At 67.3% G+C, this 22397-nt stretch carries 14 protein-coding genes; 6 read left to right on the top strand and 8 right to left on the bottom strand.

The window, feature by feature from the left end; all coding sequences use genetic code 11:
- Positions 1 to 26: 26 nt before the first annotated feature.
- The 4 genes from ACOGW9_RS13230 to ACOGW9_RS13215 all read left to right on the top strand — a co-directional run bounded on the left by ACOGW9_RS13230 (position 27) and on the right by ACOGW9_RS13215 (position 8660).
- Complete coding sequence (locus tag ACOGW9_RS13230; RefSeq protein ID WP_419913083.1) at positions 27 to 3452, top strand: pyruvate carboxylase; 3426 nt, start codon at positions 27 to 29, stop codon at positions 3450 to 3452.
- 66 nt (positions 3453 to 3518) lie between these two features.
- Complete coding sequence (locus ACOGW9_RS13225) at positions 3519 to 4841, top strand: aromatic ring-hydroxylating oxygenase subunit alpha (RefSeq protein ID WP_419911985.1); 1323 nt, start codon at positions 3519 to 3521, stop codon at positions 4839 to 4841.
- Positions 4838 to 7507 carry a GcvT family protein gene (locus ACOGW9_RS13220; RefSeq protein ID WP_419911983.1) on the top strand — a complete coding sequence of 890 codons (2670 nt, stop codon included), beginning with the start codon at positions 4838 to 4840 and terminating at the stop codon, positions 7505 to 7507. The genes ACOGW9_RS13225 and ACOGW9_RS13220 overlap by 4 nt, the downstream gene beginning before the upstream one ends.
- 244 nt (positions 7508 to 7751) lie before the next feature.
- Complete coding sequence (locus tag ACOGW9_RS13215) at positions 7752 to 8660, top strand: LysR family transcriptional regulator (protein WP_419911981.1); 909 nt, start codon at positions 7752 to 7754, stop codon at positions 8658 to 8660.
- Between the two features lie 45 nt (positions 8661 to 8705).
- Here ACOGW9_RS13215 and ACOGW9_RS13210 read toward each other — a convergent pair whose 3' ends face one another.
- Positions 8706 to 9914 carry an acyl-CoA dehydrogenase family protein gene (locus tag ACOGW9_RS13210; RefSeq protein WP_419911979.1) on the bottom strand — a complete coding sequence of 403 codons (1209 nt, stop codon included), beginning with the start codon at positions 9912 to 9914 and terminating at the stop codon, positions 8706 to 8708.
- Between the two features lie 137 nt (positions 9915 to 10051).
- On the opposite strand from ACOGW9_RS13210, the gene ACOGW9_RS13205 reads away from it, so the two are divergent.
- Entirely contained in the window at positions 10052 to 11356 is a 1305-nt protein-coding gene (locus ACOGW9_RS13205; protein ID WP_419911977.1) for an acetyl-CoA hydrolase/transferase family protein, read from the top strand.
- Positions 11357 to 11410: 54 nt separating this feature from the next.
- Here the strand turns inward: ACOGW9_RS13205 and ACOGW9_RS13200 are convergent, their stop codons facing one another.
- Positions 11411 to 12298: an SDR family NAD(P)-dependent oxidoreductase gene (locus ACOGW9_RS13200; protein ID WP_419911975.1), complete on the bottom strand. Its 888-nt coding sequence runs from the start codon at positions 12296 to 12298 to the stop codon at positions 11411 to 11413.
- Between the two features lie 120 nt (positions 12299 to 12418).
- Between ACOGW9_RS13200 and ACOGW9_RS13195 the strand changes: the two genes are divergently transcribed.
- Positions 12419 to 13633, top strand: coding sequence for an amidohydrolase family protein (locus ACOGW9_RS13195; RefSeq protein ID WP_419911973.1), 1215 nt, complete (start codon positions 12419 to 12421; stop codon positions 13631 to 13633).
- Positions 13634 to 13697: 64 nt separating this feature from the next.
- On the opposite strand, the gene ACOGW9_RS13190 is transcribed toward ACOGW9_RS13195, so the two are convergent.
- The 6 genes from ACOGW9_RS13190 to ACOGW9_RS13165 form a co-directional block, all read right to left on the bottom strand.
- Positions 13698 to 15125, bottom strand: coding sequence for a phytoene desaturase family protein (locus tag ACOGW9_RS13190; RefSeq protein ID WP_419911971.1), 1428 nt, complete (start codon positions 15123 to 15125; stop codon positions 13698 to 13700).
- A 4-nt stretch (positions 15126 to 15129) separates the two neighbouring features.
- Entirely contained in the window at positions 15130 to 17004 is a 1875-nt protein-coding gene (locus ACOGW9_RS13185; RefSeq protein WP_419911969.1) for a DUF3556 domain-containing protein, read from the bottom strand.
- A 5-nt stretch (positions 17005 to 17009) separates the two neighbouring features.
- Positions 17010 to 17900: an ABC transporter ATP-binding protein gene (locus ACOGW9_RS13180; RefSeq protein ID WP_419855524.1), complete on the bottom strand. Its 891-nt coding sequence runs from the start codon at positions 17898 to 17900 to the stop codon at positions 17010 to 17012.
- Positions 17897 to 20638, bottom strand: coding sequence for an ABC transporter permease subunit (locus ACOGW9_RS13175; protein ID WP_419911967.1), 2742 nt, complete (start codon positions 20636 to 20638; stop codon positions 17897 to 17899). The genes ACOGW9_RS13180 and ACOGW9_RS13175 overlap by 4 nt, the downstream gene beginning before the upstream one ends.
- 107 nt (positions 20639 to 20745) lie before the next feature.
- A complete protein-coding gene (locus ACOGW9_RS13170; protein ID WP_419911965.1) occupies positions 20746 to 22077 on the bottom strand; it encodes an ABC transporter substrate-binding protein in 1332 nt (443 codons plus the stop codon).
- A 173-nt stretch (positions 22078 to 22250) separates the two neighbouring features.
- Positions 22251 to 22373, bottom strand: coding sequence for a hypothetical protein (locus tag ACOGW9_RS13165; protein ID WP_419855521.1), 123 nt, complete (start codon positions 22371 to 22373; stop codon positions 22251 to 22253).
- Between the last annotated feature and the right edge of the window lie 24 nt (positions 22374 to 22397).

The following is a 22397-nucleotide window of genomic DNA, read 5'->3' as shown; positions in this document are numbered from 1 at the left end:
GTCCACGGGAGATGTCCGCGGGAGATGTGATGAAGAAGCTGCTCGTAGCGAACCGGGGCGAGATCGCCATCCGTGCTTTTCGCGCTGCGACCCAGCTTGGTATCCGGACGGTTGCGATCCTTCCCGTCGAGGAGGAACGCAGCGGGGCGCTGCACCGGATCAAGGCCGACGAGGCATACGTCATCGGCACCGAGGGCCGGCCCGTTCGTGCCTACCTCGACCACGAGGCCATCGTGGCCAAGGCGGTCGAGGTTGGCGCCGACGCCATCTACCCCGGCTACGGGTTCCTCTCCGAGAGCCCGGATCTCGCCGATGCGTGCGCGGCGGCTGGCATCGCCTTCGTGGGGCCCAGCGCAGGGGCGCTGCGGCTGACCGGCAACAAGATGCGGGCCCGTGAGGCGGCCGAAGCCGCCGGATTGCCGGTGCTGCGACAGTCGCCGCCCGTCGATGATGACGCTGCCGAATCCGACATCACGAGTGCTGCGTCGGCGATCGGCTTCCCGCTGTTCGTGAAGGCCGCATCAGGCGGCGGCGGGCGCGGCATGCGCCGCGTGGAGCGCCCCGAGAACTTGGCCGAGGCGGTCGAGGCCGCTCGCCGGGAAGCCCACAGCGCCTTCGGCGACGGCACGGTGTTTCTGGAAGAGGCCATGACCGATGTGCGCCACATCGAGGCGCAGGTGCTGGCCGATGCCAGCGGCCGCGTCGTGCACCTCTACGAGCGGGACTGCTCAGTGCAGCGGCGCTTCCAGAAGGTGGTCGAGATGGCGCCCGCCCGCGACCTCGATCCATCGGTGCGGCAGCAGCTGCTGGCCGATGCGGTGCGCTTCGCGGAGACCATCGGCTACGTCAACGCGGGCACGGTGGAGTTCTTGGTGGAGCCCAGCGGTCGGCACGTCTTCATCGAGATGAACCCTCGTATCCAGGTGGAGCACACGGTGACCGAAGAAGTCACCGACATCGACCTCGTCGAGTCGCAGCTGCGCATCGCCGCCGGTGCCACGCTCGACGATCTGGGGCTGTCCCAGGACCGCATCAGCGTGCGCGGCTTCGCCATGCAGTGCCGCGTGACCGCCGAGAACCCCGCCAACGACTTCCGGCCCGACACCGGGCGCATCGTGGCCTACCGACCCGCCAGCGGCGCAGGCGTGCGGCTCGACGGCTGCGTGTACCAGGGCGTGGAGATCACCCCGCACTTCGACTCGATGATCGAGAAGATCACCTGCCGCGGCCCCGATTTCGACACCGTGGTCCGGCGCATGCAGCGCACGCTGGCCGAATACCGCGTGCGGGGCGTATCAACCAATCAGCCGTACCTGCAAGCGATCCTGGCCGACGCCCAGTTCCAATCCGAACCCGTCACCACCACCTTCATCGACGATCGGCCCGAGCTGACCGCAGCGTCGGTGGGCGCCGACCGGGCCACACGGCTGCTGCGCTACCTGGCCGACGTGACCGTCCACCAGCCCCACGGCCCGGCTCCGACCCATGTCGATCCCGTCACCAAGCTCGCACCGACGCCGCGTACGCCGCCGGACGGTTCCAAGCAGCGGCTCGACCGGCTCGGGCCTGCGGGCTTCGCAGCCGACCTGCGGGCCGCCGGCACCGTGGCCGTCACCGACACCACGCTGCGCGATGCCCACCAGTCCATCCTGGCCACCCGGCTGCGCACCATCGACCTGGTGGCCGGCGCCCGCCAGATGGCCCATCACATGCCGCAGCTGCTCAGCATGGAGTGCTGGGGCGGCGCCACCTTCGACGTGGCGCTGCGGTTCCTGCACGAGGACCCGTGGGAACGGCTGCGGCGCATACGTGCGGCGGCACCCAACATCTGCACCCAGATGCTGCTGCGGGGGCGCAACACGGTGGGCTACTCGCCCTATCCCGACACGGTCGCCCACGAGTTCGTGGCCGAGGCGGCTGCATGCGGGATGGACATCTTCCGGGTCTTCGACGCGTTCAACTCCATCGACCAGATGCGGCCCGCCATCGAAGCCGTCATCGAGGCCGGCGCGGTGGCCGAGGGCACCATCTGCTACTCGGGCAACCTGTCCAGCCCCAATGAGGACCTCTACACCCTCGACTACTACCTCGGGGTCGCCGAACAGCTCGACGCCGCCGGGGTGCACGTCCTGTGCATCAAGGACATGGCGGGACTGCTGCGCCCTCCGGCTGCGGAGGTGCTCGTCAGTGCGCTGCGGGATCGATTCGCCCAGCCAGTGCACCTGCACACCCACGACACCGGCGGCGGGCAGCTCGCCACCTACCTTGCAGCTATCGACGCCGGGGTGGATGCCATCGACGGTGCTGCCCCGCCCCTGTCGGGGATGACCTCCCAGCCGTCCATCGCCTCGATCGTGGCGATGACCGACGACACCGACCGGGCCACCGGGCTCAGTCTCGACGCGATCGGCGACATGGAGCCCTACTGGGAAGCCGTGCGGCACGTGTACGCGCCGTTCGAAGCAGGCCTGCCGTCGCCCACGGGCACCGTCTACCGCCACGAGATACCCGGCGGGCAGCTCTCGAACCTGCGGGCGCAAGCACGGGCGCTGGGCCTGGGGCACCGTTTCGAGGAAGTCGAGCGTCTGTATGCGGCGTGCAGCGACCTGCTCGGCCGCCCCATCAAGGTCACCCCGTCGTCGAAGGTCGTCGGCGATCTCGCCCTGCACCTCGTGGCCTCGGGCGTCTCGCCTGCCGAGCTGGCTGGCAATCCGGCCGGGGCAGACCTGCCCGACAGCGTCATCGGCTTCCTGCACGGCGAGCTCGGCACCCCGCCCGGCGGCTTCCCCGAACCTTTCCGGACCCACGCCACCGAGGGCCGTGATTGGACGCCCAAGACCAAGGACCTCACCGAGGACGACGTGGTGGGTTTGGCGGCCGACCGCGCCGCCACGCTGAATCGGCTGCTGTTCCCCACGCCCTCAGCGGCCCAGGACGAGAACACCCACCGCTACGGCGACCTGTCGGTGCTGCCATCGCTGCTGTTCTGGTACGGGCTGGACCCTCACGACGACGACACCGCCGTGGTGCTCGGCCCGGGCGTGCGGCTGCTGCTGGGCCTGCGGTCCATCGGCGAGCCGAACGACGAGGGCATTCGCCTGGTGAGCTTCCGGGTGAACGGCCAGCCCCGTGACATCGACACGCTGGATCGCACTGTGGCCGTCGATCGACCCGAACATGCCAGGGCTGACCCCAGCGTCCCGGGTCACGTGGCGGCACCGTTCCGGGGCTCGGTGAACGTGTCGGTGTCCGAAGGCGATCAAGTGGAAGCGGGCGACACGGTCGCGGTCATCGAGGCCATGAAGATGGAGTCGTCGATTTCTGCGCCCGTCACCGGCACGGTCATCTCGGTCGCCGCAGCCTCGGGGTCGCTGCTCGAGCCCGGCGACCTGATCGCGGAGATCCGCCCTGCGGGACGTTCGGGCAGCCCCGAGAGCGAGCACGACGGCTAGCCGGGAGTGGCACTTCTCTCCGCGCACTAGTGTTCGGAACAGGCGCCCAAGGGGTAGAACGGCGACATGGCGGCAGACGGGATACAGCCGGTAGCTGACTGGACACAACCGGAGGCTGGGTTCTGGGCTCCCCAACGCAACGCCGTCGACGCATCCTTCGCCATGCAGCCTGCGGTGTACGCCGACGAGGACTATTTCGCTGCTGAGCAGGAGCGACTGTTCGGCCGGGCGTGGGTTGCGGTGGCTTTGGCTGAAGAAGTGACTCGGCCGGGCCGGCTGCTCGTGCGCTCGGTGGGCGGACGTTCGGTGCTGCTGACCCGATCAGACGCCGGGCTGCATGGCTTTCTGAATTCCTGCCGCCACCGGGGCACCGAGCTGGCCGAACGCGATTGCGACATCGCTAACACGATCCGCTGCCCGTACCACCGGTGGCATTACAGCGCTGACGGGCGGCTCGTAGCAGCACCCCTATTCGACGAAGTGCCCAGAGACGACTTCGACATGGCCGACTACGGGCTGATTCCCGTGCGCACCGAGGCCTGGGGCCCACTCGTGTTCGTCTGTCTCGACGACGACACGCCGCCGCTCAAGGAGTGGCTCGGCGATCTGCCGGACAGGTTGGCGGCTTACGAGTTCTCCGAGTGGCGCTCGACCGGACTCGACGGGGCAGCACGCACGTTTGACGTGGCGGCCAACTGGAAGCTCATCGTGGAGAACTTCGCGGAGTACTACCACCTTCCCTGGGTGCACCCGGAGCTGGCCAAGGTGTCCCGAGTGCCCGACCACTACCGCTACCAGGGTCCGGGCATGTACTGCGGCCAGACCACCACACCGGTGTCTGGCGACGAGCGTGACGACTGGCTGACGCTGCCGGCAGCAGCCGGACTCGACGATTCTGATGCCGCAAGCGGCAGGTTCGTGGCGCTGTTCCCCAACGTGACGCTCGCGGTGCTGCCAAGCCACATGTTCTTGATGGTGCTGCAGCCACTCGCCGCGGGCCGCACCCTCGAACAATGCACATTCCTGTTCCCCCCAGGCCCGCTGACCGCGAGTGAGCCTTCGGCCGAGCTGCGGGAGTCATTCGAGATCACACGCCGCTTCTGGATCGAGGTGAACGACGAGGACATCGACATCTGCGAGCGCGCCCAGCGCGGCATCTCGCTCGGCGGCGCGCCGCCGGGGCCGCTGGCCCCCCGCTTCGAGGAACCGCTCAACCGCTTCCACAAGATGACCGCCGACCTGATGACGCTCCCTTCCGCCGCCGACCTGAAGGTGCCGGCGGGCGACCGTCCCGGAGGCGCCGACCTTTACGGCAGCGAGCCGAATCCCCTGCCGCCGGCCATCGAGGTCGCCGAACCTGCACTGTCGGGCCAGACTTCGCATTCGTGACTGAACGGGTACAGGCCGTCGTGATCGGCGGCGGCGTCGTGGGCGCTTCGGTGCTGTTTCACCTGACCCGCGCCGGCTGGACCGATGTGGTGCTGCTCGAACGCTCCGAGCTCACCGCGGGCTCGACGTGGCATGCCGCCGGCGGCATGCATCCGATCAACTCCGACCCCACGGTCGCCAAGCTGCAGAAGTACACGATCGAGCTGTATCGCGAGATCGAAGAGCTCTCAGGCCAGGACTGCGGCATCCACCTCACCGGCGCGGTCTTCCTGGCCGACACGGCCGAGCGCCTCGACTGGCTGCGGATGACCGACGCACGCGGCAAGTACCTCGGCATCACGTCCGAGATGATCTCCGCCGACGAAGCCGCCCGGCTCATGCCGATCATCGATCCCAGCCAATTCGCCGGAGCGATGTACGACTACGAGCATGGCCACGTCGATCCGACCGGCGTGACCTACGCGTACGCCAAGGCGGCGATGGCTGCCGGTGCGCAGGTCCGTCGTCACACGTGGGCGCGCCGCATCGAGCGGACGCCCGACGGCCAAGCATGGCGCATCGGGCTGTACGACACCTCCGGGGGCAATCTCGCCGGCTCATCAGATACAGCCGGCGAGATCGACGACTGGCTGGAAGCAACCCACGTCGTCAACGCAGGAGGGCTGTGGGCACGCGAGGTGGGCCGCATGGTCGGGCTCGAGCTGCCGGTGCTGGCGATGGAGCACACCTACGTCATCACCGAGCCCATTGACGAGATCGTCGCCCACAACGAGCGCTCCGGCGCCGAGCTGATGGGTTCCATCGACTTCGGCGGCGAGATCTACACACGCCAAGAGGGTCAGGGTCTGCTGGTCGGCACCTACGAGCAGGCAGCCGTGGCGTGGCAGCGCCAGCAGACGCCATGGGATTTCGACAAGCGCCTGCTAACGCCCGATCTGGAGCGGATCGCACCGTCGTTGGACACCGCGTTCAGGCACTTTCCCGTGCTGGCCGACGCCGGCATCGCCCGGGTGGTCAACGGGCCGTTTACGTTCGCCCCAGACGGCAACCCTCTCGTCGGCCCCATCCGCGGGCTGCCGGGCCTGTGGTCGGCTTGCGGGGTGATGGCGGGATTGTCCCAAGGCGGGGGTGTCGGGCTCGCCCTGTCGAACTGGATGACCAGCGGCGATCCCGGATTCGACGTGTGGGCCATGGACATCGCCAGATTCGGCGACTGGGCGACCCGGGCCTACACGGCCACCAAGGTGCGAGAGAACTACCGGCGGCGCTTCAGCATCAGCTTCCCCAACGAGTTCCTGCCCGAAGGCCGGCCGCTGACCACGACCTCCATCTACGAACCGCAGCGTGCGGCGGGTGCCGTCTTCGGGGATGCCTACGGACTCGAAGTGCCGCTCTGGTTTGCTCCAGAGCCCGGGACCGTCGAGGACGTCACGTTCGGTCGCTCCAACGCATGGCCCCATGTGCGCGAAGAAGTGCTCGCCGTCCGCAACGCCGTCGGCCTCATAGAGACATCGGGCTTCGCCAAGTTCCTGGTGGAAGGACCGGGGGCGCGGGCCTGGCTCACGCATCTCACCGCAGGCAGGTTGCCGGGACCGGGGCGGATCGCGCTCGCGCCGATGTGCAATGAGCAAGGCAACCTCACCGGAGATCTGACGATCGCCTGCCTGCCGACGGCGACGGGCACTGCCGACGGGCCGGTGCACACGGTGACCGGCGGCGCCACCGCCAACGCCGCGACCAACGAGCGCTTCATCATCTTCGGCTCGGGCATCGCCGAGCGTTACTACGAGCGCTGGTTCGACACACATCTCGCTCGCTGGGAGGACACAGCGCAGCATGGAGCGGCGTCATCGAGCACAGCGCCGCATGGAGCGGCGCCGCGGGAACCCGTGCGGTATCGCACACTCGGCGCTGCGCTGTGCGGCGTGGCCATTGCCGGGCCGGAGTCGAGGGCGCTGCTCGCTGAGGTCACCGACGCAGATGTCAGCAACGCGGCGATGTGCTTCGGCAGCTTCACGGCGATCGACGTCGGCTGGGCCCGGGCGTGGTGCAGCCGGCTCAGCTACACGGGCGATCTCGGTTACGAGCTGTGGCTCGATGCAGGCCAGCTTCGCTATGTGTTCGAGCTGCTCGTCGCCCACGGCGCAGCGCACGGCCTGCGGCTGTTCGGATTGCATGCGTTGGACTCTCTGCGCTTGGACAAGAGCTTCGGCAGCTGGGCACGCGAGTACCGGCCCGTCTACGACCCGTTCGAGGCGAGTCTGGGCCGTTTCGTGCGAATGGCCAGAGCCAGCGACGACGGGTCGGACTTTGTGGGTCGCTCAGCCCTTGTCGCCAAGTACGGGCCTCGGGGTCCAGATCCGGGGAGAGACCTGCCGCCCGATTCGATGACGTTGCGCACGTGGACCGTGCCCGGACCGGCGGATCGCACCGGATTCGATGCACTTGCCGATGAACCGATCTACTGCAATGACGAACCGGTCGGCTGGGTGACTTCCGGCGGCTATGCCCACTTCAGCGACATGTCGGTCGCCATGGGTTACGTGCCAGTCGAACTCGCAAATGAGGGGACCGATTTCGGGATCGAAATCGTAGGCGAGCGGCGCACGGCACACCTCATCGACGGCTGCCTCTGGGATCCAGCGGGTACGGCGATGCGTCGCTGAGCACCGCTCTTCCCGTAGCCGACTGAATGTAGGCGCTACGAGATTCGAACGTATCTATTATGAACATTTCTGGATATCTAGATCAAGGAAATTGAGAACTTTATGTTCTATCTTTCAACGATTCTTGGCGGCTCTTCACGAGAAAACCGGCTCAGTTGTCATTCCCGCTGAATGCACATACTCTCTTGCACTTCTTGCCTACATTGGGAAATGAATTAGATCAAATGTCGGCGATGCCGTAGCCATGTCTTCACGTTTGGAAATGCACCACTACGAGACCATTGTGGCGGTCTCGGAAACGGGCTCGGTCACGGCGGCTGCCGGTCGGCTTCATGTGAGCCAGTCGGCCGTGAGCCATCGGCTCGCCGAAGCAGAGCGGCGGCTTGGCGGTCGATTGTTTGAGCGCAGGCCCTCTCGCGGCATGCAGCCGACACCCGCTGCGCTGGCACTGTGCCAAGCAGCACACCGTGCGATGCCGGATCTGGCTCGCGCCGAGACCGACTTCATGCGCAGCGTGGGCGGGACGACGGCCACGGTGCGCATCGGTGTCGGCTCCTATGACTGCTACCACTGGCTGGCGCCGTTCGCGGCAGCGTCTGCCGAGCGGCTGGAGGGACTGCTGCTCGAACTGGTGGTCGTGGGTGACGCCCCGGTCCAGCGGCTCGCTGACGGCACCGCTGATCTCGTGCTCGCCCCGGGGCCCGCACATGGGTCCTGCGACGCCCAGCATCTGTTCACCGACGAGCTGGTGCTGATCACGCACCCTGAGCACCGACTCGCGAACCGAACCTGGATCGGCCCCGAATCGATGGCCGACGAGAACTACTTCACCTACAGCCGCCAGCCCTCGCCGGGCTTCGAATACGAACGGTTCCTGCGGCCTGCCGGAGTGTCACCCCGCACGATCACCGTGCTCGAGCAAACGGGCGCGATCGCCGAGATGGTCGCCGCCGACTTCGGGGTCTCCATACTCAGCAAGTGGGCGATGTCGCCCTGGCTGGATTCGGGTCGGCTGTCCTCAGTGCGCTGCGGCAGGTCCGGACTCGACCTGGAATGGGCGGCTCTCACCAGGGCCGAGACCAATGGCGAGGCTCCCGAACGCCACGTTGCTGAGGCCATCGTCGACTGGCTCGGAGACCGGCGCAACGTCTGAGCCCGGCGCCGGGACCCCACCAGCACGAGCCCGGCCATGGTGCGCTCAGTCGAGCAACGCCCTGCTGATGACCACGTCCTGGATCTCGGTGGCTCCGTCGACGTAGTGAGTCAGTCGTGAGGCGGCAAGGTGGCGGGGCAGCGGATGGTCGCGCCGGCCGCCCGCCGCACCCATCACCTGCATGCAGTCCGCCAGGCCCCTCTCGGCGACACGGGTGGCGAACTTCTTGGCGTGTGCTGCGTGGACTGCCGCTGGGCGGCCCTCGGCAACCGCCAGCGCCGCTCGGTAGGCCAGCAAGCGGGCGGCCTCGAGGTCGGTCGCCACGTCGGCCAGCTTGAACCGCACTCCTTGCAGGTCGGCGATGCGGCCGCCGAACGCCTGCCGCTTGCGGACGTAGTCGATGGCGGTTGCGAGGCCGGTGCGCATCATGCCGCAGCACATGGCGGCGACGAGCACTCGGGCGATGTCGATGCCCTCCATGGCCGCGACAAATCCCTCGCCGAGCGGCACCATCACATCGGCGTCAGGCACCCGGCACTCGTCGAAGCGGATCTCATTGGTGCCGATGCCATGGGCGCCGATGAGCTCGTAGCCGTCAGTTCGTTCGATGCCGTCGGCACTGCCGTCGACGAGAAACGTCATGATGCCCCGATGTCCGGCCTCGGGATCGGCCTGCGCGTACACCGACAGCACGTCGGCTGCGGTGCCGTTGCTGACCCACGCCTTGCGGCCGTCGATGACCCACTCGTCGCCGTCTCGATGTGCCGACGTGGTGATCTTGGCGGCATCGCTGCCGACGCCCGGCTCCGTCAGCAGGAATGCGCCCAACCGTTCGCCCGAAACCAGCGGCCCCAATGCCCGCTCGCGCATCTCGGCAGGGGCGCGCCTGCTCACCGCACCGGCCAGGTTGTTGTGGCAGACCAACACGAAGGCGATGGCGAAGTCGACCGCGGCCACCTCTTCGAGCACCCGCGCCAAGCCGACCTGACTCAGCCCCGAGCCGCCGTCGGCAACAGGCACGAGCAGCCCGCACAAGTTCTCTTCGCCGGCACTCGCGAACGCCTCGGCAGCGAAGCGCCGTTCGCGCTCCCACGATTCGGCGTTCGGCGCGACGGCCGAACTGGCCCATGCCGCCGCCCGGTCCACCACCACCTGGTCTGCCGCACCCACCGCAGCGTCGGCCACCTCTGGCATGAGTTCGTGTGCCAACTCCGATGGGGGCACGATGTCGAGATCGATCACGGCTGAGGTCATGGCCCGAATCTTGCCACTCGCACACCTCGCACATCCCGGGGGGCGGACAGCGGGCTCCGCGGTGGCGCACCGAGCCGTCGTACAGTTCGCCAACCCGTCGGGCACAGGGCCACTGAGTGCCGGGAAGGGCTGCCGCCATGAATCCAGACCGTCCCTCCGCACGCCGAGGCGATCGTGCGGGTGTCCAGCTCGGTGTCGACGAGGCTCTCGGGCGCATCGGGCGCCGGGCACGCGTCTATGTCGCGCAGGGCTCGGCCACGCCGTTCGGCTTGCTCGCTGCCATCGACGCCGCTCACGATCGCTTCGACGGGCTCGAGTTCGTGAGCGCGTTCCTGCTCGATCGGCCGCAGCCGATCGATCACCTCGGCAATCCGTTCCGCTGGACCTCGCTGCAGCCGAGCGGGGCTCTCCGCGACGCCCTCGACAGCCCGCATTTCGGCGTCGTGCCGGCCCGCTATTCGGACATCTGCGGCCTCGTGGGACCCGGCGGCGGGCTGGAGTCCGATGTCCTGCTGTGCCAGGCCAGCCCGCCCGACGCCGACGGCCGCATGACCCTCGGCACGGGCGTCGGCGGCCACGTGGACCTCCTGCGGTCCACCCCGCTGGTCATCGCGCAGGTGAACCCCCAGATGCCCTACGTGCACGGCGAGGGCGAGTGTCACCGCGCGGACTTCGATGCGCTGGTCGAGATTGATGAGCCGCTCGCGACCTTGGCACCGGCCGTCATCGACGACACCGCCCGGGCAATCGCAACCCACGTCGGGCAGTTCATCGGCGACGGCACGACGCTGCAGTTCGGGATCGGCTCGATCCCCGACGCGGTGCTGTCCAGCCTCGCCGACCGCCGTCACCTCGGCCTGCACGGCGGCATGATCAACGACGCCTGCATCGACCTCATCGACAGCGGCGCAGTGGACAACCGTCACAAGGGTCCGCTGGGCGACGGCGTGAGCGTCGCCGCCGAGGTGATGGGAACACGGCGTCTGTATGACTGGGTCGACCGCAACCCAGCGGTGCATCTCACGAACGGTTCGCTGAGTCACGGCATCGAAGGCATCGCGCAGATTCGCAACTTCGTGGCGCTGCAGTCGACCGTGCAGATGGCGCTCGACGGTTCGGCCAACTCGGAGGTGATCGGCGGCCGCTACATCTCCGGACCCGGCGGAGCACCCGACTTTGCATTCGGCGCCTGCGTGGCGACCGGCGGCCGGGCGATCGTGGCGATGCCGTCCACTGCCGCCGGCGGGCGCATCTCGCGCATTGTGACCCGACTCGAGCCGGGCGCCCCGACAACGCTGCCGTCCTACACCGCGGACATCGTTGCGACCGAATTCGGCGCCGTGGAACTGCGAGGCCGCTCGTTGGGCGAGCGGGCCGAGCTGCTCATCTCGATCGCCCACCCCGACTTCCGCGACGAGCTCAGCGACAACGTTCCCGGCTAATCGCCGCGTCGGCCAGTGCGCCCGCACCAGGGGCGACGTGCCCCTCCGGCGCGACTAAAGGCGGCGGACAGTGGCGGCCTTGCCGGTGGTGCCGTAGGCCATGCCGGACATGCGGTGGATGTTGCGGGTGTTGTGCATCCTGCCGTGAACGCGAGGCCCGGCCGCCAGTATCGCCCCGTCCACCACCAGCTCTTGGCCGCTCACGAACTTGCTGTCGTCGCTCGCCAAGAAGAGCGCCATGCCGGCGATGTCAGTGCCTTCGCCGCGGTCGGGCCACGGCTGCAGTTCCGACATGATCTCTTCGGCCTGTTCCTCGTTGCCGCTGTGCATCAATGGCGTGAAGATGAGGCCCGGGCAGATGGCGTTCACGCGAATGCGGTGCGGCGCCAGTTCCAGCGCCGTGGTCTTGGCCAGGCTGATGACCGCAGCCTTCGCCGCCGAGTACGCCTGCGGGCCGGCGCCCCCGCCCATTCCAGCAATCGACCCGGTGTTGATGATCGAGCCGCCGGTGCCCTGAGGGATCATGACCCGCGCCGCGTGCTTGGTGCCAAGCATCACCGACCGCACCAAGATGGCGAACGTCTCGTCCCAAGCGTCCACCTCCAGCTCGGTGATCGGGCCGAACGCCCCGCCGATGCCGGCGTTGTTGAACACCACATCCAGCCGGCCGAACGCCTCCACCGCCAGCTCGGTCATGGCGGCCACGTCATCCTCCACCGCCACATCGGTGCGGGTGAAGCGCACGCGCTCCCCCAGGCCCGCCGCCTCCAGCTCGTCCATGAATGCCCGTCCGGTGTCGGCGTTCAGGTCGCCGATCACCACCGAGGCGCCCTCGGCCAGGAATCGCTCCACCGTCGACCGTCCCATGCCGCTGGCGCCGCCCGTGACCACGGCCACCTTGCCGGCCAGCCGTCCCCCGGAGTTGCCACTGTTCTCGCTCATCGTGCTTTCCTCCCCTGCTGTCGAATATGACGCCGCGATTGTCGCCTATGACGCGAAGTCGTGCGCCGTGCGAGAATACGAGCCGGGATTCGGGGGAACCCGCGAACATCGGGGAAAGACATGACGACGACCGTTCAGCGACAGCTCACCGCCGAGGGCGGGCAGCGCCACATGCACGAGGTGCACAAGATCGCGCACGCCGGCGCAGTGGACGCCGACGGGCACATCCTTGAGCCGCCCGACCTGTGGGAGGAGTACCTCGAGGATCGCTACAAGGACCGGGCGCTGCGCATCGAGATCGAGCCCGAGCGCGGCCTCGAAGTGCTCATGATCGACAACCAGCGCAGCAAGCTGGCCCGTCCCGGCATGGTCTCGACGCTGGGCGCCATGGGCGCACCCGACCTGCCCGACATCATGTTCAACCCGGATCGCACCTACGTCGGCGAGATCCCCTACGGGGCCATGGACCCTCACCAGCGGATCGAGCTGCTCGATGCCGAAGGCCTCGACATCGCGGTGCTGCTGCCGACCATGGGGCTGCTGTGGGAGGCCGAGCTCGAAGACGCCGAGCTGAGCCAGGCATACACGCGGGCCTACAACCGCTGGATCTGCGAGTTCTGCCGGGATCACTCCGACCGGCTCATTCCCGTCGCCCACATCTCGATGACCGATCCGGTGGCCGCGGCGGCCGAGCTGCGACGCTCGGTGGCTGACGGGGCGCGCGGCTGTTTCGTGGCGCCGTTCACGCATTCGACGCGTCCGCTGGGCCACGCCGACCACGACCCGGTATTCGAAGCGGCGCAGGACTTGGGCGTGCCATTCGCCATCCACCCCACCTTCGAACCGCAGTGGACCAAGGGCACGCGCATGGGGACGTGGGAGCACGTGCGCGAACTGCGCCTCACGGCTTCGATGACCGCTTCGGATGGTGTGCGCCACCAGTTCGTGTCGCTGTTCGACTACGGCGTCTTCGAGCGCTTTCCGGAGCTGAAGGTGCTGGTGCTCGAGTCGGGCGGCGGCTGGCTCGGCTACTGCTTGGACCGCATCGATGCGGTGTTCGGGCATACCTACACCGGCACCCGCGTGCCGCTGCAGATGAAGCCCAGCGAGTACTTCATGCGGCAGGTTTGGATCTCCTGCGACCCCGACGAGCGCTCGATCCCCGCGCTGGCGCAGCGCTACGGGCATGACCGGTTCATGTGGGCCAGCGACTTCCCCCACGCCGACCACACGCCGGAGTACGTGCTCGACCTCGACGAGCTCGTCGACATGTTCCCCGCGGAGTGGCAGCGGGCCTTCGTCGGCGACAACGCCCGCACCGTCTTCGACCTGTAGTTCTGGTCGGCCTGTCGTTCTGTTCGCCGACGGCGGACCGGACCACCTCAGGCAGCCCGGCAGTTCACGTTGGGCGGGGGATTTTCGGCGCAGCCAGCGCTCGGGTCGCAGCGTTCAGGCCGCAGAGGCCGTGTGCCCCCGCTCCGGGCGGCGTGGACGCTGAGCACAAGTAGGTGCCCGGAATGCCGGTGAAGTAGGGATCCCGGGCGAGTCGGGGCCTGAACAGCAGCTGGAGTGGCGACGACGCACCGCTCAGGATGTCGCCGCCGATGAAGTTCGGGTTGTAGACCGACATCTCGGTGGTGGAGCGCACCGCCGTGCCCACCACCCGCTCGGTGAATCCGGGAGCGAACCGCTCGATCTGGGCGATGATCGCCTCGGTGGCATCGCCGGCGTAACCGTGCGGGACATGGGCGTAGGTCCACAGTGGGTGAACATTCCCGACTGAACGGTCTGGATCGGCACGGTACTGCTGGCCGACAAGGACGAAGGGTCGCTCTGGCACCTGGCCGCGGTGCACTGCAAGTTCGTTGGCGATCACTTCGGCCGCATCCCCGCCGAGGTGCACCGTGCCCGCGTCGACCGCGGCCGGTGCCCGCCACGGCACGTCGCCCTCGATGGCGAAGTCGACCTTGAACGCGCCGGGACCGTGACGGAAGCGGCGGTAGGCGCGGGCGACGCGGCCGGGCAACTGGTCACCCAAGATGTCGGCGGCGATCGACGGTGACACGTCGAGCAGCAGCAGGTCGGTCGGCGGCAACTCGGTGGTCGAGTGAACCCGCACGCCGGTCTCGACCCGTCCGCCGTGTGCCATCAGATCGGCAACCAGCGCGTCAGCTATCGCCTGCGAACCGCCTTCGGCGACGACCCAGCCGTACTGGTGTCCCGCTGCCAGGATCATGAGGCCCACCGCGCTGGTCATGGGGCGGTCCAGGCGCCAGAACGCATGGGCAGCGACGCCCGCCCACAGAGCCCGAGCGGGCTCGTCACGCCACAGGCGGCCCATGACGGTGGCGGGGGTCATCGCGGCTGCGCCGAACCGCGCCGTCAGCACCGGGTGACGGGGCAGCCGCAACAACGGCTGGGTGATGTCTTCGAACAAGCTGTCGAGATCAGCAGTCAGCGCAGTGAACAGCCGGCGCCAGCGCGCTCCGTCGCGGCCGAGCCCGTCGGCCGTGTCGTCGATGGACTGGTAGAGGAGGCTGGCAGAACCGTCGTCGAGGGGATGCGCGCAATCGACGAGCGGCGCTCGCCATCGCAGGCCGAGCTTTTCGAGGTCAAGCGAGCGCAGGAACGGCGACGCCGCGGCCACCGGGTGCACGGCAGAGCACTGGTCATGCACCAGGCCCGGCACGATCATCTCCGCGCTGCGAGTGCCGCCGCCAATGGTCTCGGCGGCTTCGAGCACCGTCACCTCGACACCGGCCCGGGCCAAGTGGACCGCAGCGGCCAATCCATTCGGCCCGCTGCCGACGACAATCGCCGTCGTCACTGCCTTAGCCGGAGTCGACTGGGGGCATCACGACACCGTCGGCCGTCTGGCGTGGGATCAGCCAATTCCCGTCGTGATCGATCGACGGCACTTTGCGGGCATTGCCGGGATGCGGCACGCCCTGAGGCTCATAGCCCTCCTTCCGCCACGTCACCGTGTGCGGAATCGGACCGTCAGGCAGCCACGGCTGGCTGTTGTAGGCGTCGTCGTGGCGATACCAGCCCTTCTCGACAGTCCCCAATGCTGCGTCGATCACCCGGTACTGCACGCGGTTGGTGTATGCCGGCCGCGACTCGGTGAACACCGCAATCACATCGCCGGGCTCGTACTGGCACCGCTCCTGCCACGCCGCGATCAGCCGCTCGTCCAAACAGTGCCCGTCGCCGAAATTCCACCCCGTCAGCACGTTGCTCAAGAACTCGCCCTCGCGCTGGATGCGCTTGTCGAGATCGTCCACGTGACACATGAGGCCCGAGATGTGCATGCGGCCCATCGGGTGCATCATGCGGAACGCCACCGCCTTCTGAATGAAGATCTCAGAGATCTCAGGGCCGAACAGCGGCTCGAGCTGGTCAATCTGGTTGTCGGCGGACTTCACGATCTTGTCGTTGATCCGGTCTTCGATCTCTTTGTTGCGGAGCGAGAACGTCGCCGCCGCCCAGTTGCCGGCGTACTGCTTCATGCCCACCAAGAAGCTCACGTACTGCGGCCGGAAGGCTCCGAGCACGATGGGCGACAGCGCCGCAACCAGCACTATGACCAGCAGCACCGGCTCCATGTCCCACACCGCGTAGCCGTTGCCGGCGTGGAAGTTCGAGAACAGGAACGCTGAGCAGAAGATGAAGAACACGTTCCACTCGAGCGGAACCGCCAGCGGGAACGTCGAGATGATGAAGGTGTGCAGCATCCAGATGGACACGATGGCGATCCACGTCGCCCATCCCCACGGAGAGAACAGCAGCACCAACGGCATGATGAGCTCGCAAGTGGTGCCGCCGATATGGGCCAGCAGGTGCGTCGTTCGAGCCGGCCGGATGTCGCGGGGATAGTCCTTGACGGTCGCTTTGCGAAATCGGTCCCACACCACCCACGGCGTGTTCTGCACCATGATCGAAACCGTCGAAGAGAACCCGTGCTGCAGCTTCGAGAAACCGGCGCCCATCCAGATGATGACGATGAAGACCTTGGCGGCGATGATCATGTCGACGAAGTTGCTGAACAGCGAGAAGCACAGCAGCGTGGGCACGTACTGCTCGGCCCGTGACGACAGGAAGATGATCTTGTCGCGCATGGCCATCAGCAAGATCAATCCGCAGTAGATCAGCGTCGCCCACTGCGGCAGGATGCCGGTGCGGCCGTCGGGCAGCCCGTCCACCTGCTCCGGCGACAGCACCAGCAGCAGGATCAGGCTGGCCAGGATCAGCTTGTACAGCCCGGTGTCCCACGGTGTGCGCCGATTGCCCTTGGTGAACGGCACATGGTTGGGGTAGGGCGGCACACGCAGGGTGTCGTTCTGCCACCAGTAGAGGATCCCGCCGATGGGCGGGTCGAAGTGGAACGCCAGCGGGCCGCAGGTGGCCGCCAGACCCGTGATCTCGAGCAGGATCGTCCAGATCATCAGCTTCTGGTAAAGGATCGGCTCGTCCCACCAGCCGCCGATGTCGTTGAACTCGAGTCCGGCAGTGAACGCTCCGGCCACGATGAGCCCGAACAGCGCATACAGGAAGATCTTCCACGCATAAAACGTGCCGGTCTGCTTGGGCGTCCCGAACCCGTGCTCCACCCAGTGCAGCTGCAGTAGCTTCATCCGCTCGAAGAACGGGATCTTCGCAAACTCGTCGAGATCGACGTCGGGCAGCTCAGCTGTTCGATACCCCATGGTGATTACCTCTTTCGGCGGACCATCGCCGCGTGTCGTCGTTGTCGTTCGCGTTCGAAATAGAAGTCGTCTTCGGCGGCGGTGCGGGTCGAGGCGAGCTTGCCCGACAGCCGTGTCAGCTCACGCTCGCGCACCCGCAGGCGCCTCCAAGCCTTCCTCTTGTTCTTGCGCCGCAAACGCTCGATGTGGTCTTCCTCGGTCTCGGACGTGCCGGTCAGGTACGTCTCTTCGATTTCGTCGAGGCGGTTGAGGGCTTCGGCAGCCGGCAGTTCCAGCAGGATCTGGCCGCGGGCCATCAGGTACATCCGATCAGACACGGCCAGCGCCTTGCGGGCATGCTGCTCGACGATCAAGGCGCCGGTGCCCGTGGTGTCGGCCACCTTGCGGACCGCTCCCAGCAGCCGATCGACGATGATCGGCGCCAGTCCGAGCGACAGCTCATCGGCCAGCAGAATCGACGGCTGACGGCTGAGCGCCCGTGCCAGCGCAAGCATCTGCTGCTCGCCGCCCGAGAGCATGCCGCCGCGCACTCCCAGCCGAGGCTCGAGCTCGGGGAACAGTTCCAGAGCTGCCTCCACCGAACCGCCGCCCACTCGCAGATTGTCGCGAGCCGACAGCTTGGTGAACACCAAGCGCTCCTCAGTCACCAGCCCGATTCCCCCTCGCCGGATGCGCTGGTACATGGGCGTGAAGGTAGGCGTGTTGCCGAACATCACGATGCCGTCGACGGGCGTCAGCTCACCGGCGATGGTCAGCAGCGTGGTGGTCTTTCCGGCGCCATTGGGCCCGAGCAGGCAGACCACCTCGCCCTGGTGGACCTTCAGGTTCACTCCTTGGACGACCGCCCGGTTGAGGTACCCGCACTTGAGGCTTCGCGTCTGCAGCAGCGGCCTCATGCGCCGCCTCCCGCAGCTTGCGTCGTACGGCGTTCAAGTTCGCTGTCGTGCTCGTCAGCCTCGGTTCCCAGGTAGGCGGCCACAACCGCTGGGTCGAGACGGATTTGCTCGGGGCTCCCGACTGCGATCTTGTTGCCGAAGTCCAGCACCACCACCTCGTCGCACACCTCGTTGACGAAGTTCATGTCGTGCTCGACAACCAGCACTGCCATGCCCCAGTCCTGGGCCAGGCGCCGGACCACCTCGGCCAGCTCTTCGCTCTCGGCGGTGCTCAGGCCAGCGGCCGGCTCGTCGAGCAACAGCACGCTCGGGTGCATCGCAACCGCCCGGGCAATCGCCAGCAGCCGGTGCTTTCCGTAGGAGAGATCCTTCACGTCGCGGTGCAGGTCGCCGTCGAGCTGGAACTCGATGATCGCCCGCACGACCTCAGGTGGGAACGGAGGGCTCGACGGCGCCACCAGATCGCGCAGGTACGACCGCATGTCCTGGGGGTCCGCGGCCACGCTGATGTTCTCGAACACCGTCGCATCCTCGAACAGCTCGAGCGTCTGGAACGAACGTGCGATGCCGATGCGAGCACGTTTGGAGGGCGGCACGCGCGAGATGTCCTCGCCGTCGAGCACCACGCGACCCTCCGCCGGCGCGAAGCCGCACACGGCGTCGATCAGCGACGTCTTGCCGGCGCCGTTCGGGCCGATCAGCCCCGTGATGGTGCCCGGAGTGAGGTTGAAGCTGACATCGTTGACCGCCACGACGGCCCCGTAGCGCACGGTCATGTTCTCGATGCTCAGCACGCGAGCCGGGACCTTCGACTGTTCGCCCTCAGAGGCGTTCGGATCGGAGACGTCTTCCAGCTCGATGAAATATGAGCGGCCCCACTTGCGCGCCCGTTTCACCAGCCGGAAGATCTTCACCCACTCGGCGGCGACACCGTCCTTGTACCCGAGGACCATGAGCAAGATGGCGATGCCGCTGATGAGCTGGGTCCAGCGGCCCACCCCATCCCACGTCGATTCGAGCACTTCCTGGCTGAAGGCTGCGGTGGCCATGGTGGCGCCCACGAACGCACCGAGCAGGTGACCGACGCCGCCCACGATTGCGAGGCCCACGAACAGGATCGAGGTGAGGTTGGTGAACGACGTGTAGCTGACCGAGGTCAGCCGGAATGCCAGCACGATCCCGCCCAGCGCCGCGATTGCAGAGCTGAGCGAGAAGGCGAACAGCTTCGCCTTGGGCACGTCGATGCCGAGCGCAGTCGCGGCCCGCTCGTTGGTTCGGATGGCGAGCAGACGCCGGCCGCTGCGCCCACGACGCACGTTCGACACCACCCACACCGCAAGCAGCGCCATCGCCAGCACGAAGAGGCCGTATCGCTCCGGGTAGCGAATGGAGCCGATGTCGAGGCCGAACAGCTCAGGGCTGCCGACCTGGGTGCCTTGCACGCCGCCGGTGTATTGGCGGTTGCGGAACAGCATCAGCTCGATGGTGGTGCCGAGTCCTAACGTGACAATTGCCAGATTGATCCCGCGGGTTCGTGCAGCCGGCAAGGCGAAGATGAATCCCAGCGGCACGGCGGCCAGCACGCCGACGACCAGCGCCAACAGGAACGGGATGTCGAACACCGCAACGAGGCGTCCTGACACGTACGCGCCGAACCCCGCGATGGTGTACTGCGCCAGCGAGAGCTGGCCCGCGTAGCCAGTCAGCAGCACGATCGACAGCAGCACGATCGCAACGCCCATCGTGACGGTCAGGGCGTCGATCCACTTGGCCTGCTTGGTGAGCATCAGGAACGCCACCGTGCCGATGCCGAAGATCGTCCAGTCCCACGACATGCGTCCGTTGCCGATCATCGGCAGCTCGCGCAAGAAGTAGTCCCGAGGCGGCAGCGACCGGCCCTTGAACACCAGCACAGCCACAATCACCAGGAAGGGCAGCGATGGCCCCAGCCCTTGCTGGTCGACGTAGCGGCCCACAAGGGTCTGACCGACGCCCAATGCCAGGCCGGCGGCGGTGGCGATGGGGAACGACCGGAAGTCCCCGACCAGCGCAGCGGCCAAGGCTGCGAGCACCAGCGATGTCATGGCCGTGACCTGCAACGTGATGATGGGCACCACCAAGATGCCCGCAACCGCAGCGATGGCCGAGCCCAGCGCCCAGTTCTGGATGGCGATCGCGTTCGGCGACAAGCCGATGGCCGAAGCGGCTCGCTCGCTCTCGGACACTGCCTCGGTGGCGAGGCCGAAGTGGCTGCGTCGATACATCGACCACAGCACCACGGCGAACACGCACGCCACTCCGAACAGGATCAGCCGGTCGACGGTGATCGCAACCTCGCCCCACAGCGTTACCCGGTTGGTGGGCAGCCAACTGGACACCTGACGTGCGTTGGAGCCGTACCGGATGACCACGCCGGCCTGGATCAAGATCAGCACACCGAGGGTCGCGATGACGCGGATCAGCGTGCTGGCGCGACGCAGCGGCCGCATGATCACCCAGTGCGTCAGGGCACCGAGCAGCGCTGACAGCGCGACGCCTGTCAGCGCCGAGAGCAGGAACGGCCAGCCGGCCCGGTTCTGCAGTTCCCACTGCAGAAACACGCCCGCGATTGCGGTTGCGCCAAGGGAGAAGTTCAGTACGCCGGTGCCGCGGTAGACGACGATCAAGCCTTGGGAGGCCAGCGCGTACAAGGCACCGACCCCGAATCCCAGCAGAGCGAAGCGGATGACCTCGTCCAATGGTTCTCCCGTCGCAGCGGCGCTAGGCCGGCTCCCGCCGACGCCGGGATGGCTGGTGATCGCTCACTCGGGCCACCCCGGCGCGGGCGCCAGTACTCAGATGACGGTCAGCCGGCGTTGCCGGTGGCCAGGTCGCCGACGTCTTCGAACTCGGTGGTCAGCGGCACGACCTTGCCGTTCTCCAGCTTGCTGAACACGACGCTGCGGTTGAACAGGCGCTGGAATCCCGGGAGACCATCGGTCCACTCCTGGGTGAAGTCGAGCACCGGGACCATGCCGCCGAGATCGAGGTTGTCGGTGGCCGATGCAGCCTCGAAGAACGAGGTCGCGTTGATCTCGCCGTCGATGGTCTCGGCAATCAGGGTGAAGGCAGCGAACGCCGCCCACGTGCCCATGCCGCCCAGGCTGTTGTAGTCGTGCTCGGTGGTGTCCCAGCCGCCTTCTTCGAGGGCCAGCCGGTACTCGTCCCACGGCGCAGTGGAGATGTCGGGGTACATGCCGCCGATGATGTCGCCGTCGGTGGACTCTTCGTTGCCGGCGGCGGAGATCTCGTTCAGGTTGCCCTGCGGGCCGTACTGGCGAGCGTCGGTGCCCGACTGGGTCCACGCGGTGTTCCAGGTGATGTACGGCGTCTCTGAGACGATGCCGATCACGCAGTCGGCGTCGGTCGTGGCCTGGGCGACCTCTGACGAGTAGTCCTGCGCTGTCGGCGGCAGGATGATGATGTCGCCGAAGCTCTGGCCGAGGGCTGCTATCGCGTTCTCCATCGGCGGGAGGAAGATCTGGGCGCCGTCGATGATCACAGCGTTGATCGCACGGCAGCCGTCGTCGATGGCTCGCTTGATGATGCCGACCGCATACATCGGTTGATTGCCGATGGGGAACGAGTGCGGGCTCGTCAGCTCAGACGGCGTGATCGGGCAGCACGGGCCGAACCAGGTGATGTCGGATTCGGCGATCACCGGCACGATGCTCTCCGCGAAGAACGTAAACGAGCCGACGACTGAGACCATGTTCTCCTCGACGGCTTCGCGCGCACACGCCGCTGCCACCGCGGGGTCGAACATCTCGTCACAGACGGTGACCTCCAGCGGCCGGCCGCCGATGCCGCCCCGTGCGTTGATGTAGTCGGCGTAAGCCATCGCCGTGTTCGCGATGTTGTGATACGTCGGACCCGCTGCGTTGAGCGTCGTGACAGTCATGACCTTGATCGGATCGCCACTCGGGGCCATCGGCTCGTCGGCAGGCGCTTCCGTGGTCGCGGGGGCTGCCGCCTCGGTGGTTGTGGGCGCGGGTTCGGTTGCACTCGCTCCGTCGTCCTCACCGTCGTCGCCGCCACATGCGGCGGCAATCAGGGCGAAGACGGCGAGAAGTGCCGCCACCGTCCGCCACGTTCGGCGCCTCGACTGGCGCGTCACTGCACGTTCACTGGTCGTCATGTAGTTCCCCTCCCTGAGGACTCGGCAGGCCCGATGGCGGGCTGATGCGACCGCCGCCTGCCAAGTCGGTCATTCAAGCACAGCCGTCGACCGGCTGCCGGGGGTTCAAGCGCCCGACATGGGAGCCAATCTGTGCCGCAGCTCGCCACTTCGCGCGGCGTATCGGCTTGGCGCTAGGCAATCGCGAACACAATGATCGCGACGATGAACACGATGGTCATGGCCAAGATGGCCATCGCAGCGAATCCGTCGCGGTTCGTTCTGTCCTCTGCTGATGGTTCGGTCGGTTCGCGCATCCGCAGTCTGCTCATTCGGACCGG

The organism is Candidatus Poriferisodalis sp., assembly GCF_965203655.1.
GTDB lineage: Bacteria > Actinomycetota > Acidimicrobiia > Acidimicrobiales > Poriferisodalaceae > Poriferisodalis.
The sequence above is the reverse complement of the archived record's forward strand: the minus strand, read 5'-3'. Positions and strand labels throughout refer to the sequence as shown.

Excerpts from the sequence above, each read along its gene's own strand:
- ACOGW9_RS13215 (WP_419911981.1), top strand. The coding sequence starts at position 7,752 with ATGTCTTCACGTTTGGAAATGCACCACTACGAGACCATTGTGGCGGTC.
- ACOGW9_RS13205 (WP_419911977.1), top strand. The coding sequence starts at position 10,052 with ATGAATCCAGACCGTCCCTCCGCACGCCGAGGCGATCGTGCGGGTGTC.
- ACOGW9_RS13225 (WP_419911985.1), top strand. The coding sequence starts at position 3,519 with ATGGCGGCAGACGGGATACAGCCGGTAGCTGACTGGACACAACCGGAG.
- ACOGW9_RS13180 (WP_419855524.1), bottom strand. The coding sequence starts at position 17,900 with ATGAGGCCGCTGCTGCAGACGCGAAGCCTCAAGTGCGGGTACCTCAAC.
- ACOGW9_RS13195 (WP_419911973.1), top strand. The coding sequence starts at position 12,419 with ATGACGACGACCGTTCAGCGACAGCTCACCGCCGAGGGCGGGCAGCGC.
- ACOGW9_RS13170 (WP_419911965.1), bottom strand. The coding sequence starts at position 22,077 with ATGACGACCAGTGAACGTGCAGTGACGCGCCAGTCGAGGCGCCGAACG.
- ACOGW9_RS13165 (WP_419855521.1), bottom strand. The coding sequence starts at position 22,373 with ATGCGCGAACCGACCGAACCATCAGCAGAGGACAGAACGAACCGCGAC.
- ACOGW9_RS13210 (WP_419911979.1), bottom strand. The coding sequence starts at position 9,914 with ATGACCTCAGCCGTGATCGATCTCGACATCGTGCCCCCATCGGAGTTG.
- ACOGW9_RS13200 (WP_419911975.1), bottom strand. The coding sequence starts at position 12,298 with ATGAGCGAGAACAGTGGCAACTCCGGGGGACGGCTGGCCGGCAAGGTG.
- ACOGW9_RS13185 (WP_419911969.1), bottom strand. The coding sequence starts at position 17,004 with ATGGGGTATCGAACAGCTGAGCTGCCCGACGTCGATCTCGACGAGTTT.